Genomic DNA, 19,757 nt, shown 5'->3' on the forward strand with positions numbered 1-19,757 from the left:
AAAACCATAATAAATTATAGAATTGCGAAAATGTTAATATTATATTATTAAAAATATAATAAGGAGCATAATGAAATTTAAAAAGATATTAATACCATTATTAAGTTCAGTGGTATCTATTCCAAGTTTTTTATCAATATCAACTCAAATAAATAATAATTCAAATTCAAACGAACAAATAATCGCCAATCAAGAATTAGAATTAAAATATAACGAAATAATATCTAATTTTAATCGTGATAATTGAATGAATAATGGATTAGGAATAGGTAATGGTGATCAAGGTGCAACTATTTTTGGAGGTGTTCGCAACGAAAGAATACAATTAAACGAAAAAACAATTTGGACTGGTGGACCAAAATCAAATGAAGAAAATAATGGTGGGAATACCCCGATTGCTTCGGAAAATAATAAACATCATTTTGAATATTTAGATCAAATAAGAAAACTACTATCCGAGAATAAAATTGAAGAAGCAAAACAAATTGCTAATTCTAAATTTATCGGACCACATAATCGTTTATATGGAAAATACATTTCTATGGCTAATGTAGATATTACAGAAAGAAATGCATTTGAACAAAGTGATATTGTAGATTATTCTAAATCATTAAACATATCAAAATCACTAACTACAGTTTCTTATAAAGTTGATGAAACAGAGTATACTAGAGAATATTTTGCTAGTTATCCTGATGATGTTATTGTGATTTCAATGAGTGCAAAAGGTAAAAACAAACTTAACTTTGATTTAGATTTAACTGGTACAAACAATAACGAACAATTAAAACAATATACAAAAAATATTGATTTAGAAAAAAGAGAAATTAGTTTAGACGGTATTGTTAAAGATAACGGATTAAAATTCGCGAGTGTTTTAAGAGTTAAAGAAATAGAAGGTGAAAATAATACAATTACCAAAGAAGGAAATAAACTAAGAATTTCAAATGCATCAAAAGTTTATTTTGTTATTCAATCAAAAAGTGATTATGAATTGAAATTTCCAACATATAGAAAAGAAAACTTTAATCCTTTAAACTACATTAAGAATAATTTAGACAAACTAAACAAAACATATGAACAAATAAAATCTGATCATATTAAAGATTACAAATCGCTTTTTGATCGTGTAAAATTAAATATAGCTAAAAAACCTGAATATAAAAATTTAAAAGATCTTATCGATAAATATCGTAATAATACTTTAGATAGAAATTCAAAAAATTATCTTGAGCAGCTATTGTTTCAATTCGGTAGATATTTAGCAATTTCTGGAAGTAGACCCCACAAAGATTATAAAAGTTTACCAACAAACCTTCAAGGTATTTGAAACATGGATGATGCACCGGCTTGAAATAGTGATTACCATTTAAATGTTAATTTACAAATGAACTATTGAGCATCATTAATGACTAATTTATCAGAAACAATAATTCCTTTATTAGACTATATCGACGACCTACGTCTTGGTGGAAGATTAGCAGCTAAAGAGTATTCAAATATTGCTTCAGATAATTCTAACCCTGCAAACGGTTGATTAGCACACACTCAAGCAACACCATTTGGTTTTAGTGCTCCTGGTTGAGAATTTAACTGAGGTTGATCTCCTGCTTCTAATGCATGAATAGTTCACGAAATATATAATCATTTTGAATACACTTTAGATGAAAAATTATTTGTTGAACGTATATTTCCTTTATTAGAAGAAACTGCAAAATTTTGAGATCAATATTTATATTATGATCAAAAAACAGATAGATGAGTTTCAGCGCCTTCATTTTCTCCGGAGCATGGTACTGTTTCTCTAGGGAATACATACGATCAATCATTGGTTGCTCAGTTATTCATTGATTACATCAATGCAACAAATTATTTATCAAAAAATAATTTAGGTAATTTTGACTCAGAATTAGTTAGATCAATCAAGGAAAAACAACCAAAATTAAAACCTTTAAACATTGGTGATGATGGACAAATTAAAGAATGATACGAAGAAGGTAAATACAACAGATACAAAGATGGTAGAATTATTTCAAATGATAACAGACACCGTCACACAAGTCAATTAATTGGACTATTCCCTGGAAATATTTTTGAAAAAGAAGAAGACATTCAAGCTGCTAAAAAAACTTTAGAATTACGTGGTAATTTTGGTGCAGGTTGAGGTAAAGCTAATAAAATTAACTTATGAGCTAATCTATATGAAGGTAATAATGCACATTCTGTTCTTGAAGATATGTTTACTCAAAATAATATAATGAATAATTTATGAGATAATATTAGAGAAGGTGCAAATGCTTTTCAAATCGAAGCTAATTTCGGAATAGTTAGTGGTATTGCACAAATGCTTTTACAATCCAATAAAGAATATATTAAATTACTACCCGCTTTACCCGATGCTTATAACGATGGTAATGTAAGCGGTTTACTCGCAAGGGGTAACTTTACAATTGATTTAGATTGAAAAAATAAAAATTTAAAATATACAAAAATTAAATCTAATGTAGGCGGAGATTTAAAACTTGAATATAATAACATAGCATTCAAATCTATTTATTTAAATGGTGAAAAAGTTTCAATAAAACCTAACGAAAGTGATAAGATAGTAATCAGAACTCAAAAAAATGATATAGTTGAAATTGCCGACTCATTTTCAGACATTAAAAAAGGTGTAACTTATAGTCCGGAATATGAAAACTCTCAAAATTCTTCAAATGCTAAACCTAATAATAGCGAAACTTCAAAAAATAAAAAAGTAGAAGAAACTGTTGATTATTTAAATAAAATAACAAAAAGCAATATTCAAAATAACGAAAAAGAAAATGATACTAAAACAATTGAAGAAAAAACAGAAAACAAAGAACCAAAAACAACTACTGCCCCTGCAAAAAGTAAAAGTAACCAACAATTTAAAATATTAGGTGGTTTAATAGTTGTTATAGGCATAATAACTGCCATTATATTATTTAAAAACAGAAAAAAGAAACAATAAAATAAAAAATGACACATAAATATTGTGTCATTTTTTGTTATGATTTTGTTTTAGCAAAATAATATGTGGTTATTTTACTTAAAAGAGAGTCGGAAATTGGTTGAAGAGCTTTGTGTCTAACGTTAGAAGTGTTTTCTATTTTATAGATATTAATTACATTTTGATCTTGTCCTTCAACTTTATCAGAAAAGTAATTTCTATAAACTATTTCATAATCTGTTATTTGTGTTGGGACATAATTAATAAAGTTAAAATTAGTTAGATTCTTATAATCTTCAATATAATCATCATTCGATAGATCAATAAACGCTATAGATTGAGCAATAACTTTTTTAACTAAATCTTTTAACTCACTTTGTGACACTTCATTATCAATAATATATTCAATTAATGCATTAAGAATATTTTCTTCACCGCTAAATAATATTTCAATAATTATTTTTTCAATCTCTGTAGATTGTTCTTTAAGATCGTTAATTTTACTTTCGCGATCTTCAACGTTTAAATCTATTAAAGAAGATATTTTATCTAAAAACATAGAATTATTTTCAGATAAATTATTTTCAATAATAGTTGGGTAATAATTTACCTTTTGCTCAAAATTGTCTTCATCATCATTTGATCTTAAATCATAAAATTCTTGATATATTTTTGAATTATTTTTGTTCGATAAGTTTAATAAGTTTGAATAATAGTTAATAAAATTATTAATTGATTCTTGCTCTAAATCTAGTTCACTTAATTCTTTTGTTTTAATATCTTTTCAGATTTTTCAACTATTTAATTCGGAAATCATTCTTTGGGCTTGAGTGATATTAGAATCTGTTAACTGATCAAAATTAGGTACTAAGTTTTGTCCCAATAACTCTTTGTATTCTAAAATGATTTGTGGAGTTTGCGAATATGAACTTTGTGAAATTGTCTTAATATATTTATCTTTTGTTTTTTGATCTAATTTAGATGAAATTATTAAACCATCAACTAATAAAATATTATCACTTGGTCTGTAAGCTAAAACAGATCCATCTTTTGCATTATCATAATTATCCTCGCTATAATAAGCGTCAATAGCATCTCCGTTATACATAATTGATGCATTTATCGAACCAGAATCATCTCGTGGATTAGTAATATCATTAACAATCTCTAGACCATCACCTTTTAAAGAAATATGTTTAGAATCTCGAATGTCATATCCAGTTCCATCCTTAATTAAATCAATAAAAGAATTAATTAAAATTTTATATGTTTCGTTTTGAGACTCCGAGTTTTCTTCTACACTTCCTGTGAATTTTTGATCTGTTCTACCCTCTGGTAAAGGCCAATAAGCAGAAGCATAGAGCATATTATCCCGAACTGAATCTGTAATAACCCAATTATTATAATTAGCACTAGATAAAGCTTTTAAAACATTAACTAAAGCATTTGGGTTTTTAATTTGCGCTTGCTCTTGATGTTCGTTATAATATTTTTTAAAATCAAATCCTCCTAAACTGTTTTTATAATCTTCGGGGATTGCGACTTTATTAATATTGTATGACACGACCATATCTTGAGAATAATAAGGATAAAAATATTCTCATAATTCATCGTTATTATCTAGTTGATAACTTTGTAAGTGTTCTCAAATTTCTTTGCGTAATGATAATTGCACATATTTACGAGCTAAATTACGTGCTTGTGTTGCTTGTTCTAATTTTTCTTTTAACTCATTTGTAGGATTATTTTTAAATTGGTTTCTCAATCTATCATAATCTACCATGGGTTCTAAAATAGGTTCGTTAAATATAATAGAATAATTCAATTTAGAGATAAGTTTATTTTTAATTAAAGAAGCCACTATAAAGTCTGAACCTATTCCGGCAGCAGCTTTGTTATTTATCAATGCGTTGCTAAATTGATTTATTTCATCGAATTCTTTATAATCAAATGATTCACGTAATATTTCGATATTATCATCCGACATGTATGATTTGTAATTAAAAAAACTTGGTTTAAATCTATTTTTATTTTTAATAGCAATTGTTGTCGCTAAAGTTGTGATTCCTATTACTGAACTTATAGTGAGTAAAGCTAATTTTATTTTTCTACTTTTTCTTCAACTTGTAACTTGCATAAACTAAGTTTCCAATGATTGTAGTAAATAATACTATAGCTCCTAAAACAAGTGCTCACGGTCTGAATGCACCTTCGTATAATTTAGTTGCTATTGTGGAAGTATTAGAAGTTGTTCTTGCGATGATAAAATCATCAAAACTTAAAACCGAACTAACTAAAATTACAGAAATAATAGAAGGAATCATATAAATTAAATATGTTTTGAATCAAGCTTTTATTTTAGAGTGTCCTAAATCTTGTGCAGCTTCGAATAAGTTATTATTAAACTTTTCACTACGAGGTAATGTTAATGATATTCCGTAAGGTAAAGCCATAATTGTATGACCTACAATAACTCTTAAAAAACCTTCGTTATCTACTTGAACTATTCCAAAAAAAGCAGTAAAAACTAAAACTAAACCAATTGCTGTTATATTATCAGGGTTGATAAGCGGAATGTTTGATGTTGATGTAAGTGTACTTTTGATTAGTTTATTCTTTTGACGGTACATTGCATATGAAGTTATAATGCTTATTGTAGCCACTAAAAAACTTACTATTATGGCTAATAATATGGTATTTAATAAAGCTAAATCACGACCAGAATCTAATACTGAAACTCAATTGTCAAAAGTACCTTTAATTCAACTTGGGTTTGCTTCTCCTTTTTTAGTAGGAACATTAAAACTAAAAATAACACCAACAACTAATGGAACATAAATTATTAATAAAATTAAGTAAACATAACTACGTTTTAATAATGAGGATACTTTATTCATAATGCGCACCTCTTTTAAAGTAGAAAATTACTCTTGGTAAAATTAGAAATAAACTAAATATACCCATAAATATAGCAGATACAACAATAACTAACGCCGAACCTGTACTTAAATCATATTTATTACCAGGGTTAATTTTACTATTGATCAACTCTCCAATTGTTTGTAATTGGGAACCATCTGTTAATAATTTAGAACTAATAATAAATGTAGTTGCACTCGCTAAAAAGATCATAGCAAGTCCGCTCAAAATCGCCTTTGTACCATAAGGTATAATAACCTTAAAAATTGTTTGAAAACTATTGTTACCTAAATCATTGCTTGCTTCAATAATATTGCGAGGCATATCTTTAAAAACAGTATATAGTGGCATAATCATTAATGGTAAATTTAGGCTTGTAAGTCCAAAAATCATAAAAAGTTCGCTATTTAAACTTTTTGAGTTAGAAACTACCGCTAATGCTAGCACTTTCATAGAATAAATTCTTGAAATGGTGAAAATTGCCATAGGACTTATCATTAAACTTAAGGCAAAAATTCTAAATATTTTTGACTTTGATGATGAAATAAAATATGCATATGGAAATCCGATTATTAAACATAATAATGCGGATACAATCCCTATTCATAGCGATCTTCCAATTATTCTTCAAGTATTGACATCTTTAATTAACACAAATGAATCAAAATTAGAACCATGAACAGCAAATGCATTAACCACAATCATAATAATAGGCAATAAAATTAATAATATAGCAATGATTAAATAAGGAATGAATAAAGCAGTTTTTTTGTCGAAACTAAATAAATGTTTAATTTTGGAAATCATTTTGGGAATAATCTCACTTAGAATCTTTTTTCATTAAGTGAATAGAATCAATTGTTCAACTCAAGTAAACAACTTCCTCTAATTCAAATTTTTTAGCAGTTTCAACATAAATAACATCTTCATCTTCGGTTTCTATTTTTAGATAATAATAACTTCCACGATACGAAATTTCAGTGACAGTACCTTTAATTTTCCCTTCAGTACTTTTAGGTTCTGAAATAATATCAATATCTTCAGGTCTAATTAAAGCATCCAAAACTTCTTTATTGTTAAATTCACTTTTTTCATGAATTGTTTTAAAACTTTTTCCAAGCAATTTAATATTTCCATTAGATTCAAAAGTTGCATCAAAAATATTAGAATCACCAATAAATTTTGCAACTCATATGTTCTTAGGAAAATCATAAATATTTTTAGGTGTATCGTATTGTTCAATAACTCCATCACGCATAACGGCTATGCGGTCTGACAATTCTAAAGCTTCGTCTTGGTCGTGTGTAACAAAAATAAAAGTTAAACCTAAGCTTTGTTGAACACTTCTTAATAAAACTTGCATTTTTTGTCTAATTTTAGCATCTAAAGCACTAAGTGGTTCATCGAGTAATAATATTTCTGGTTCAATAACCAAACTTCTAGCTAAAGCAACTCTTTGTTTCATACCACCTGATAATTGAGAAATTGCTTTTGTTTCGTTACCTTTTAGACCTACAATATCAATTATTTTACTAATTTTTTCGTTCATTTCAGCATTAGTCATTTTACGTTTAAAATGACGATCTTCATATGCTTGTTTTTTTAAATTAACATAATTTTCTCAATATGAATATTTAAAATCAGAATCATCAATTCAATTTTGACGTTTATTATACTGATATGTACCTTTTTTAAGATTTTTAAGTTCTTCAGTATATTGTTCTAATTGAATTTCAATTTGTTTCATTTTCGAATTAGCTTTTTTTGTTCATTGGGACAATTTGATTTCTAAATTGTCAATTTTATTTTGATTAATTTGTTCACGAGGAACACGTTTAAGTTTTAATCCAAAAGCGATATTTCCTTCAACATTTAAATGAGGAAATAAAGCATAATCTTGAAATATAGTAGATACATTTCTCTTATGAGGGGATAGATCTTTAATATCATATCCATTAAATTGAATTTCACCACGAGTAGTTCATTCAAAACCACCAAGTAGTCTTAAAATAGTAGTTTTACCTGACCCTGAAGGACCAAGTAAAGTAACAAATTCACCACGATTAATTTTTAAATTAACGTTGTGTAAAACTGTTTTGTCAGAAAATTCTTTAACAACTTCTTTTAATTCAATAATAGGTAAGTTATTTTTTGCATTTTTTGTCATTATAATGTCTCCTTTCGTATTGTTTTAAAATGCTAACTTAAACAACAGGGAGACGGTATCAAAAAGATTCTCACAGTATTCTTCGACACTGTAAGATTTAGAAGGATATTCAATATCATTAAAGTTACTAAGAATGTCTTTTATTCTTAAAATTTGTATTAAAAGTTCCTTGCTTTTCATATTTTTATATTATATAAAAAATTATTTTTACTTAAAGAAAAATTATCTAAATTTTTTAAATTTTTAAGTCTTTTATATAGTAAGAATAGGATATAAAATTTTTTAATCTAATAAACATTGATTTTAATTACTATTACTGATTGATTTCACCGTATAATTTTAGACAAAATTATTAGTTAATTTTAACGTTTAACACTATGATTAAGGTAAGAAAAATAAAAAGAGTCTAAAAAGTTAGACTCTTACATCAATTAAAATATTAGTCATTTTCTTTTAGTTTGTTTAATGAATTTATAATATTATTTATACTTTCTTTTGATCCATCGTATACTCAATTGTTATCTAAAAAGTTTATAAATTCATTCTTAAAACTATTTCCAATGGTAAGACTATGAAAACGAACTTTTTTCTCTTGGTTAAGTTTAATTTTATTGATAATTTCTTGTTTTAATTGGTTGATTATCATATCGCTAATGAATAGAACATCAGAATTTTTAAAATCTTCTTTTTCTAATGTTTTTATAGACGATTCTATGGCTGGTTCTATATCGGTTCCGCCACCGAAAGACATTGATAAAAATTCATAAAACTTATTTCAATTTTTTGCTAAATCTGTTGCATCATATTCAATAATTCCGTTAGAAAAATTAATAATATAACATTTTCTACTTTGTTTGTGTGCAATTTTAGTTATTGCCAAAGCAAAAGCTTTAGCAATATTTTCGGGAGTCCCGTGCATTGAACCAGAAGTATCAATAACAAGAATGAACGGGCCTTTTTTATCAATGTTCTTTTCACGTTCTTCAAGCGAAGAAATGTATTTTTCTTCAACAACTCTTTCTCTTTTATCGAACATAATTAATTGTTTTTCAGTAAAAAGCTTGTTAAATAACAAGGCTGCGTCTTTATTATTTCTATAACCAAATTGATGTGCTAAAATGCTAAATAAATCATTCCCTGTTTTTATTCCTACATAATTACTTGGAGAATATTCTCATTTTTTATTAGAAGGTAATTTAGTCATTTTTTGTATTTCTTGTTTTTCATATTCTTTTTCCGATTCAGCTAATTTACCTAAAAGTTCCGCGATTTCATTAATAAAATAATTTTGTTCTAATAAAACGGATAATTTTTCAATTAGGTTAACATTCACTTTAAATAAATCATGAATGCTTAAATCTCAAAAAACTCCAAACACATTTAAAAAAGATTTTATATTTTTGGTAATTCTCGCAATCTCTTTTATCTTTTTATAAAATTCATCAAGTCACTTATTTCTTGTTAAATTAAAATTACAAATGTAATTTTCTATTGTTTTAGTCTCTATTATAGTTTCAAGAATGTTCATAAACCTATCAAAATTATCCTTAGTTTTTGTTTTAACTAAATGTTGAAATGTGTTTTTATATTCAACAATTTTTTTTGAAAGTTTTTGAGCTACATCAATATAGTTATTTAAATTTATGTTGTTTAAATCAAGTTCTAATTCGTTCAACGCAATTTGATAAGATTGATTAATTTGATTATTATTAACCGTAAATTTTTGATCAATTTCATCCTTTATAGTTTTTGAAATTGATTCATCATTAATTTCATCTAAGTCAGGTTTTAGCTTATTTAAAAAAGTATTTTTCTGTTCTTTTATTTTTTCTAAAATATTATTTTTTATCTTTTTCATCTTTTTTATTTAAATCTTCTAAAATTAATTTATTTTTAGTTACTACTAAATTATTAATAGAGTCTTCAATAACTTGTTTTGCATATGATAAATTTTCTTTTCAATTTGTATTAAAAATTGAATTTATTTTATTAAGTTTCATAATTTCATCATCTAATTTAACCTGTAACAAAGCGATCTTCTTATCTAAATAACTAATTTCTTTTATAGACTCTTCTTTCGTCGATTCATTTATGGTATATTCGAGTATTGGATCACCTTTTTTTATAATATCATTAATATCAGTTGCTGTTTTAGATGTAAATGTATAGTTTTTATCTCCATCTTCGATTAATATAAAATATGAATTAGAATTTCCGCTTCTTCTTGCGTACTCATTTATATTTATATTAGTGTTCAATGAATCATTTTTCACTACAATATAATAATTAGAATCATTTCATTTAAAGCCGTGATATTCGGTTTCTTTTGTTGTAGATTTGTAAATGCTACCGTAATAATCTTCAGTTTGTGAATATCACTTAATCAATTTATGTTTTGGTATTTTTAATTTATTAATTTTTTCTTTAATATTATCAAAACTATCCGTTATTTCATTGAATGAAACATCAGTTTGTTTTGAAACTAAATCTACAAATATATTGTCAAAAACTTTTGTTATTAATTTTTTTTGATCCGGATTATCTCAAATCATATTTTTAATTAAATCTAAATCTTCTATACCTATCTCACTTCTTTGAGATAATACTGCATTAACTCTTAATACATTAAAAATTTTCTTTCATCTTCTATCTGATATGTATGGTGAATTTTCTTCCAATTCTACTTCTAGTTTTTTTCTAAGTTCAAAAATAAAATCAAAAATATAATCAGGAACATTTATTTTCTTTGCATTTTCTTTCACTTCTTTAATTTCATCCTTTGTAATTTTATTTTCTTCTAAAACATTAATCGAATTATAATTATTATTAACTAAAAATTTAAAATTATCTTCGTTCTCGATAGAACTAGTTAAATATCTAATTAAGAATCTATCATATAGTGCTTCTAAACCTAAATTCGGTTCAGGTAGTTCATTAGAAGCTGAAATTAACATATTAAGCGGAACTTTAATATCTTCATCTCCGTTTCTGAATATTTTTTCATTTATTATAGTCAAAAGTGTATTTTGAATTGCGGGTGACGCTTTTCAAATTTCATCTAAAAAAGCAATGTTAGATGAAGGTAAATATTTCTCTATTTTTCTTTCGAATTTATCATTATTCAATTCTGATAATTTAATTGGTCCGAAAATTTCTTCTGGAGTCGAGAATCTATTCATTAAGTATTCAAAATGAGTAGAGTCTTTTAATATATTTTTAAGTTGTCTAGCTAATAAAGATTTAGCAACACCGGGTTTACCTAACATAAAAATTGATTCACCTGAAAATAGTGCTAAAAAAGAAAGATCTATAAGTTCTTTTCTCTCTAACAAGACTTTTTCTAATTCTAATCTATTAGATTTAATTTTATTAATTATTTTATCCATTTTTACTCCTTTATATATTTTTTATTATACAACCAAAAATATAAAGTAAATTAACAAAAACTAGAAAATAAATATTAAAGAATTTTATTGAATCCCGTAATTATTTTTCTAATTTTGTGCAAATTAGTACAATTTTGTAATTTACATAATTAAATTTTATTAATATGAATTGAAAATTTCAAAAGGGTTTATTTTCAATTGAAACATATTCGAATGTTTCTACGTCTATACCTAATTTTATTCAAAATGTTATTTAAACTATTTTAAAAGATTATTTAGGGATACATACAAAACGTTTAATATCATTATAAAATTATAAAATTCAATAACATTACTAATGTTATGTGGTATTTATCTGTGTTATTATTCTTCTTTTATTCAATTAAATATCCCTCCTGTACAACTTAATTCTCCCACCCTTTTAAAAATATACTTAGTTATATTTGCTTAATTATCACTAAATAAACATAACAAATCACTTTGTTGTTCTTATGTAAATTAATTAGTATACATTTTATTATCTTTATAATAGTTTCTTTTTCTCAGGTAAAATATGCTAATTTAAGGTATATTTTCATTTTTTTATAATTCTTTAATTATCTTTTGATAATTAAAGAATTATATTTTTTAACCTTTTAGAATAATTTCTTTTATTCCATTAATTTCATTAAATTAACAATAACCCATTATCCATGATTCTTTTTGTGTATGTTTATTTTTTTTATTGTTAAATTTATCAATAACATATTTTTCGTTTTTAAACTTGTTTTTTAAAAAATAAAACCTAATTTATATACTTTAAACATAAACTATTATTTTAATTCTTTTTTATAATGCAAATTTAATACAAAGTAGCATGACTATTGAGTATAAAAGTGATATGATGATAATAGCTAGTTACAACTAATAAATGTAAATTTTAAAAAAATGAAAAAACATTGTATAATTTAAAAGTCGAATTCGAATAATTCTTTATAAGTTTTTAAAGAATGATTTGTTTGTTTTTACCGAAATAAGGTAATTATGGTTGAAATATTTTATTAATTTTATTTCTATTATATTTTCAATTTAACTCTTTAGTTAGGCAAGTCTATAAATATCGGCAAAACTTAGTTTATTTAAAAACAAAAATGGTAGACAAAAATAAAGTATGAGAAAACTACTTCGGCAATAATCAATCTGGCATTGATTTTACTGGTAGAGAAATTAAAAAAGGATCATATAACCAACCTAATTCAAAATATGGTTGAGATATTGATCATATTTATCCAAAATCGAAAGGTGGTACTGATAAGTTAGAAAATTTAATACCTGTTCATAATTTAACTAACGATGAAAAAGGTGATAAATTTCCTGTTTTCACCGCTAATAGTACTTCCTATACAATACATAATCAAGAAGGAATGTGAAAAATTAAACGTACTCATTTAGACTTTTACGACTATAAGAGTGTTTTTAAATATATTGACGAAAATAATAAAATCGAATCATTCTATAACGATTCGATTAACATATATATAGAAAAAGTTAAAAAAACAAAAATTAACGGAATCATCAATCTTATAAATGAAATATTTAAACTTTATAAAAATAACTTAAATAATCATTATAAAATAAGTATTAAAAATTCTTCATATGGATATTCAAATGAGTATAATGATTTAAATATAGAAATAGGTGTAAAAAATATAAAAAATACAGAAAATCACATAACAAAAGAATTATTAAGTAATTTAGTATTAATAAACACTTATTTATCATATTTTTGTCAGTCTAATAATAAATTTATAGAAAAATATAATATTGTCATAATTGAAGAATTCATTGGCAATAATAAAATAAAAGAATTTTACTTTCCGATTGAAACTTTTAAAATTAACTGATATGAAAACACTATTATAGTTAACTCTTTAATTTATGATAATGTATTAAAAAACGATATGACTGAAGAACAATTATCAAAATTGAATAAATTTTCGTTATATAGAAAAAACTCATTCGATAATTATGAAAATAATCAAGATACATACTATAGATACAATTATATAAAAACAAATTTACATAATTCATTAAATAAATCATTAGAACAAGAAAAAAAATAAAAAGAAAGGAGAAAATAAACTAAGTTTATAAAGCGAAATTAAGTCGTAAACTTAATTTCGCTTTTATATAAATTCATGTAAGAATTTTAAATCGCTTTTGTTAGGTATAATCTCTTAATATTAGTGTTTAGAATATAAAGATAATTTATCTAATAATTTGTGTGTAATAAGTAGTATTTATTAATGTATTATCATTAAATTTTACATATCTTATTTTTTAATTCAAAAAAAACAATTTCATTAAAACTAAATTCTTTTTTTTATAAACTTAAATTCTAAAAATTCTTAATAAAAGAATTGCTAAATAACACATTTAAAAATGTAAATAAATTTTATGATGGCTTAAAAAATAAATTTTATCAAATTCATGTTTGTTAATATTTTTAAATAAATACGTCATTTTTAATATCAAAGAATAAAGCCTAATGATTTATAATAAAAATATTAGTTTCAATTTAATGAATCTGAAAATACTATTATTTACAAACTATTATAGACAGTAAAACAAACATGATTTTAAATCGAAATTTAAAATACAATAAAATATTATTGTTAAAAAGTTGTAATAAATGAAGCATTAACCTAAATATTACCATACTAGAATACTATAATTTTGATGTAAAAATTAGATAGAAAAAGAAAAAAATAAGTAATTTTAATAAACTAAATTATTTAAATATTTTTTAATTAAATGAATGAATATTTTATTCTCATAAGATTATAGAAAATAGATTATAATAACATATCTTTTAAAACTTGTGAATAATAAGCAAAGAAAATGAAATAATTCTATTTAATTTTATAATTATTCATTCCAAAATATAAATATTAATAAAGGAATAATTTTTAAAAATATACTTTGCGTAATATTCTTTTCAAGATTAAAAATAATTTTAATCTAATAAATAAAACTCATATAAATAAAATTAACATGGGTTTTATTTTGTTCAGTTATACTTGTCTTTGTCTGGAGATAAGTTTTTATTTTATATAAAATCAAAAATAATATATAAAAAACACTAAAAGTAGTAAGTATCAAATTAATTTTATTCATAACGCAATAATATTGTCATTAAATTTTTAAATATTGCTTAAGAATGATATAAAATTCATCTACCAATTTTTCTTTACCTTTATCGCCGTCTATATTATTATTAAGAAAAATTATTTTCTTAGAACTCAATTTCGCTATTTTTAATCACTCTTCATTAACTTCATACTCCTCTCGAAATTTTTTAAATAACTCCAGATTATCGAATTCTAATTTTCTTCTTGTTTTGTCTTTATCTCGAATAGCTAGTTTTCTTCATATACGAATATTTTCTCACGGTGCTTTAACCACTATTAGTAGATCTAATTTAGGTTTATTCATTAAAAATCATTTATATCTTCTTTTTTCTTTAATTCACTTTTCTTTTTCAGATTTAGTAAATTTATTTTCCTTAATCAAAACATCAGCATGTAAAAAACTGTCTGACATATGACGATCTAATAATTGATGAGAATTTGTCAAATTAGACTCAATTATTATCTTTTTTTGACTCTCGAAAAACATTTTTTCAGCATCAAAATAACTACCCTTATTAGATAAAGCTTTAATATAGTCATTATTATTTATATTTGCATTATCTAAATATGACCTTTCATCTTTGAGTAAAATATTGTAATCTTTAAGTAATTTTTGTATTTTAGGATTATTTAATAATGTACTTTTACCAGAACAACCAGGACCGGTTATTGCTATAATTCGCTTTTTGTTTATAAAAGTTTTTATAAATATATATAAAGATAATACTGAAAAAGATATATTTATAATAATAACACTTCAATTCAAAATACCTATACCGGCAAAAAATATAATTGATAAAATATTTTTAATTTGCCAAATTACTCATGATGATTTCATTCCTAGAATCATCATAACTACAGCTACTAATAAAGTTGAATCTATAGAAATAGCAATAATTTTGCCTAAAAATTTATTATTAAAATTATTTTCGAAATATAAAGATTGTTTTATCATTTTCCCATATAAAAATGTTAAATGTGGAATTGTAAAATATAGAACTATAAAACTAATTACTCAAATTGAAACAATAAAAATCGAAGTTAGTCAATTAAAACGATATTGTTTAATTCTGTTTTTGTATTTAGTTATATATCTTAAATATATAAAAGTAGGAACACATAACCCCACATATATAATGAAGTCCGCAACTAAATTCAATGAAATAGAATAAATACCAAATAAAAATGCATTTAATATAGCAAATAAAAATGCATATTTTTTTCTCGTATAAAATCACCAAGTAGCAATAACCCCAAAAATAGCGGAACTAGCAACTATTATTCCTAAAATTTTAACAATAACAGATACATTAGAATCTCATATAATTGTTTTGTTTTCAATAGAAAATGCACTAAAAATAGTAATTATTAAGGTTAGTGAAATTAATAAAATTTTATCCAACTTAGTTGTTTTAATTGAATCCATGTTCTCCTTTAATAATTTGTATGTATATAATTTGATTATACTACGCAACCAAAAAAAAAAAAAAAAAACACTAAAATAGTTATAATTTCGCGTTTTTTGTAATAAAAATATTAAATAAAAACTAAAGGAAATACAAAACTTAAAGGATATGAAAGTAAAAAGAAATTGTTCAATAATCAAAATTTAATTGGTTTTTTATAACTATAGAACAAAAAGAGCGGTATATCTATTAGCGAATAAATTTGAATTTCAGATATTAAATTTAAGTAGCTATAAACTACGTTTACAACAATAAAAAGTAATATTACTAGTATTTTAAATATCAATTGGTTTTTAAAATATTTATCTATCAAAAAAGAATAATAAAACATCATAATTATTAAATATCCATAAGAATGATAATCAATTCTAAATAAGTATTTTGTGCTTGCAATGTTAGAAATACTATATTCTCCTAAAAAAAGAAAAACAAAAGTTAAAAAAGTGAAAACTAAACCAATATAAATATTTTTTCTATGTAAATAAGCACTAAATGAGCCTAAAAATAACATAAACATAATATTAAAATATCCAGGTTTTAACGATTCGTCAAATCCGTTTTTAGATAATATTAATATTCCGATTTGAATAATGGTTCCCATAAACAAAAATCTAAAAATGTAATATAATGGTCTTCGCGAATAATTAATTGCTATAATCGATAAAAATGCAAATATAGGAAACGCCATTCTTCCTACAATTCTTAATTCTTCAACATTTGGATAAGCAATAAGACCAACATGATCAATAAACATTGTTAAGACAGCTATCCATCTTAAAATTGTAGAAGTTAAAAAAACTCAAGATAACATTTTATATTCAAATTTAAAAATATTAAACAAAGACTCTTTAACACCTTCATTAAACTCACAAGTATCAGCTGTAAACATTTTTTTAAGGATAATCTTTAAATTCAAAATTGAATATTTTTTGACTAAGTGTTTTTTAGAATTACTAATAAATTTTAAAATATTATTCATATTAGCTAATTATAGTTTAAAAATAAAGTAATTTAGGTAAAAAGAACTTAAAAATGACACTTTGATAAGTGTCATTAGAATAATGAGTTATTTAGATCTTTTTGCAGTAAACTCATTAATGATAATACCTTTTTTATCATCTTTTATATTCATTTTGATTCTAACAGCATAAGCCTGCACCTTTTTAAAGTCAAAAACTACTTTATCTTGATTATCTGAAAATTTAGTTAAACTTGGGTTATCTATAAGTTCAACATTCTTTCAATTATTATCATCTAATAATTTTGAACCAGTTCAATCTTCAGCATGTCATCATCCACTTTTTAGGTCTGAATCATCTATATTGATTGGATAATATTGTAATTCTCAATCTGTTTTAGGTAAATCAGATTGAAAATCTCTACCAAAGATAATTTCAACTCTATCAATCATTTCTTCTTTTCTAGTTTTGTCCGAACCAAATATAATTCCAACTCAATCTTTTTTACTTCTTTTTACATTTTGTCAATTAGATCATCTATTATTGTAAGTAGTATTATTATCATTTAAAAGAAATTCTTTATCAATAGATCCTGTCGACTTATTTGTGAAACTTGCAATAGAAGCAGGGTAACCAAGTTTATTTGCAATTTTATATGACTTAAATTCTACATCAAATAAATCATCTTTTCTATTTGGTTGTTTTTGTTCGAGATTACTCATTTCAAATTTAGCTTGTGTTGATGTGTTTTGACTCTCTTCTTGATTATTCTTATTCTCTATTTTATTTTCAATGACTCTTTCGTTTTTGGTTTTATTTGTAATATTTGGTTGTTCTTTTTTAGACTCTATATTTTTTTGATTTGAACTATTCTTTTTTAAATTATTATTAGATTGTATTTTTCTCTCTTGTTCTATATTTTTTGCTTCTTGTTTAGGTTTAGAACTCCTTGTTCCTAAAGCGGAACCAATTATGATGCTTGTTAAAGCTAAAGTTGTTCCACTTAATATTCAAAAATATTTTTTATTAAATTTCATATTTTAATGTCTCCTTAGTTTTTTACATTTTATTTTTGTAAAATTATATATTCAAAAAACAAAAACGTAAAAAAATATTAAAGAAATAATTTATGAAAATTAAGACTATAAGCAAGTATTATTAAATAATAAAAAATAGACTAACAAAATTAAATTAGTCTATTTTTATTTATTTAATTAATAAAGATTCTTGATCCATTTCGACAGGTTTATCTACGCCAATATAATCTAAAACTGTCGGTGCTACATTTGCTAAAATACCATCTTTTAATTTAAGTGATTTATCTGTTGCAATCAACATAACCGGACTACTTGTGTGTTTTGTTGCTGGTTTATTATTTTGATCTTCTGTAATTTCAGCATTACCATGATCCGCTGTAATAAATACAGTCACATTATTTGCCTCTGCTCAATCCACAACTCTCTTAATTTGTGAATCTAAAAATGAAACTGCTTCTATTGTAGATTTTAAATTACCTGTGTGACCTACCATATCAGGGTTTGCGTAATTCATAATTGTAACATCATAATTTAATGCGTTAGCCAACAATTCATCTGTAATTTTTTCAGCAGACATATGTGGAGCATCTGCATATGATTCAACTTTAAGAGAATCAACCATTATACGTTTTGAATTTTTAAATTCAATATCATTTCCACCATCCATAAAATATGTAACATGAGCATATTTTTGAGTTTCGGCTAATCTTAATTGACTTTTTCCGGCTAATTCTAAAACTCTACCAATAGGCATACTTACTTCCATTTCATCAAAAGCTATAATTGTGTTAATTCCTTCATATTTCATCATTGAAGCAAATTTATTAATTTTAACTTGGTGAGTTGCTTTAAAATCATATAAAGATGAATTAACGAATAAATGTGTAAGTTGTCTTGCACGGTCAGGACGGAAGTTAAAGAAAATAATTGAATCACCATCTTTAACAAAAGATTCTTTGCTTAAGTTAGAATTTATTGATGGAACAAAAAATTCATCACTGATTTCTGAAGCATATTGTTTATCGACAAATTCTAAAATATTATCAAATTTTGAATCTGCATTTCCTAAAAGCGCGTCGTACGCTTTTTCAACTCTATCAAACATAGAATCACGATCCATTGCATAAAATCTTCCTGAAATAGAAGCTATATTATAACCAAATTTGTCAGTTAATTCCAATAATTTTGTTAAAGATTCTTTAATTGAACGAGGTGCAACATCTCTACCATCTCCAAAAACGTGAACAGAAACTTTTTTTAATCCAAATTCATGTGCGGCTTCTAACAATTTGAATAAATGATCTTCTAATGAGTGGACACCTCCAGGTGATAAAAGGCCCATTAAATGTAATGTTGAATCGTTCTCCTTAACATCATTAAATACTTTAACAAACTGTTTGTTTGTTTTATATGTACCTTCATTTAAAGCTTTCTTGATAAGTGATAATCCAGTATAAACAATTGTACCGGCACCAATATTTAAATGTCCAACTTCTGAATTACCCATTTGTCCTTCAGGTAACCCAACATATTGACCTGATGCTTGTATCAATGAATTTGGATAATTTTTAAATAAGTTATCAAAAGTAGGTGTATTTGCTAATGCGAAACCATTTCCTTGTGTTTCTTTTCTTAAACCTAAACCATCAATAACGATTAATACTACTTTTTTCATATTACTC

General features: G+C 24.3%; 13 protein-coding genes. 3 read left to right on the forward strand and 10 right to left on the reverse strand.

All coding sequences use genetic code 4. The annotated features are described in order from the left end of the window. Positions 1 to 70: 70 nt before the first annotated feature. Complete coding sequence (locus JXZ93_RS04190) at positions 71 to 2,992, forward strand: glycoside hydrolase N-terminal domain-containing protein (protein ID WP_205852566.1); 2,922 nt, start codon at positions 71 to 73, stop codon at positions 2,990 to 2,992. A gap of 37 nt (positions 2,993 to 3,029) precedes the next feature. On the opposite strand, the gene JXZ93_RS01950 is transcribed toward JXZ93_RS04190, so the two are convergent. From JXZ93_RS01950 to JXZ93_RS04310, 3 genes are read right to left on the reverse strand one after another with little or no spacing between them, the layout of a single operon-like run. After that, a complete protein-coding gene (locus tag JXZ93_RS01950) occupies positions 3,030 to 5,108 on the reverse strand; it encodes a hypothetical protein (protein ID WP_205852567.1) in 2,079 nt (692 codons plus the stop codon). Beyond that, positions 5,080 to 5,868 carry an ABC transporter permease gene (locus JXZ93_RS01955; protein ID WP_205851790.1) on the reverse strand — a complete coding sequence of 263 codons (789 nt, stop codon included), beginning with the start codon at positions 5,866 to 5,868 and terminating at the stop codon, positions 5,080 to 5,082. The genes JXZ93_RS01950 and JXZ93_RS01955 overlap by 29 nt, the downstream gene beginning before the upstream one ends. Next, a complete protein-coding gene (locus JXZ93_RS04310) occupies positions 5,861 to 6,388 on the reverse strand; it encodes an ABC transporter permease subunit (RefSeq protein ID WP_374962840.1) in 528 nt (175 codons plus the stop codon). Before JXZ93_RS04310 ends, JXZ93_RS01955 begins: the two co-directional genes overlap by 8 nt. On the opposite strand from JXZ93_RS04310, the gene JXZ93_RS04315 reads away from it, so the two are divergent. After that, positions 6,360 to 6,638: a hypothetical protein gene (locus tag JXZ93_RS04315; RefSeq protein WP_374962842.1), complete on the forward strand. Its 279-nt coding sequence runs from the start codon at positions 6,360 to 6,362 to the stop codon at positions 6,636 to 6,638. The genes JXZ93_RS04310 and JXZ93_RS04315 overlap by 29 nt on opposite strands. Before the next feature lie 42 nt (positions 6,639 to 6,680). On the opposite strand, the gene JXZ93_RS01965 is transcribed toward JXZ93_RS04315, so the two are convergent. The 3 genes from JXZ93_RS01965 to JXZ93_RS04195 all read right to left on the reverse strand — a co-directional run bounded on the left by JXZ93_RS01965 (position 6,681) and on the right by JXZ93_RS04195 (position 11,443). Then, complete coding sequence (locus tag JXZ93_RS01965) at positions 6,681 to 8,057, reverse strand: ABC transporter ATP-binding protein (RefSeq protein WP_205851788.1); 1,377 nt, start codon at positions 8,055 to 8,057, stop codon at positions 6,681 to 6,683. Positions 8,058 to 8,496: 439 nt separating this feature from the next. After that, complete coding sequence (locus tag JXZ93_RS01970; protein ID WP_205852568.1) at positions 8,497 to 9,915, reverse strand: VWA domain-containing protein; 1,419 nt, start codon at positions 9,913 to 9,915, stop codon at positions 8,497 to 8,499. Beyond that, positions 9,896 to 11,443 carry an AAA family ATPase gene (locus JXZ93_RS04195; protein ID WP_205852569.1) on the reverse strand — a complete coding sequence of 516 codons (1,548 nt, stop codon included), beginning with the start codon at positions 11,441 to 11,443 and terminating at the stop codon, positions 9,896 to 9,898. Before JXZ93_RS04195 ends, JXZ93_RS01970 begins: the two co-directional genes overlap by 20 nt. A 1,130-nt stretch (positions 11,444 to 12,573) precedes the next feature. On the opposite strand from JXZ93_RS04195, the gene JXZ93_RS01980 reads away from it, so the two are divergent. Next, the gene (locus JXZ93_RS01980) at positions 12,574 to 13,545 is read left to right on the forward strand and encodes an HNH endonuclease (RefSeq protein WP_205852570.1); all 972 of its coding nucleotides are present in this window, start codon (positions 12,574 to 12,576) and stop codon (positions 13,543 to 13,545) included. Between the two features lie 1,072 nt (positions 13,546 to 14,617). Here the strand turns inward: JXZ93_RS01980 and JXZ93_RS01985 are convergent. From JXZ93_RS01985 to gpmI, 4 genes are all read right to left on the reverse strand, one after another. Then, positions 14,618 to 16,039 (reverse strand): nicotinamide mononucleotide transporter, encoded by a 1,422-nt coding sequence (locus tag JXZ93_RS01985; protein ID WP_205851782.1) that lies wholly within the window; start codon positions 16,037 to 16,039, stop codon positions 14,618 to 14,620. A 110-nt stretch (positions 16,040 to 16,149) separates the two neighbouring features. Beyond that, positions 16,150 to 17,058: a TraX family protein gene (locus tag JXZ93_RS01990; protein WP_205852571.1), complete on the reverse strand. Its 909-nt coding sequence runs from the start codon at positions 17,056 to 17,058 to the stop codon at positions 16,150 to 16,152. Between the two features lie 87 nt (positions 17,059 to 17,145). Then, positions 17,146 to 18,075: a hypothetical protein gene (locus JXZ93_RS01995; protein WP_205852572.1), complete on the reverse strand. Its 930-nt coding sequence runs from the start codon at positions 18,073 to 18,075 to the stop codon at positions 17,146 to 17,148. Positions 18,076 to 18,244: 169 nt separating this feature from the next. After that, positions 18,245 to 19,750 carry a 2,3-bisphosphoglycerate-independent phosphoglycerate mutase gene (gpmI, locus tag JXZ93_RS02000; protein WP_205852573.1) on the reverse strand — a complete coding sequence of 502 codons (1,506 nt, stop codon included), beginning with the start codon at positions 19,748 to 19,750 and terminating at the stop codon, positions 18,245 to 18,247. Positions 19,751 to 19,757: the final 7 nt, after the last annotated feature.

The sequence above is a fragment of the Mycoplasma sp. CSL10166 genome, from assembly GCF_017116885.1.
Taxonomy (GTDB): Bacteria; Bacillota_I; Bacilli_A; order Mycoplasmatales; family Metamycoplasmataceae; genus Mycoplasmopsis.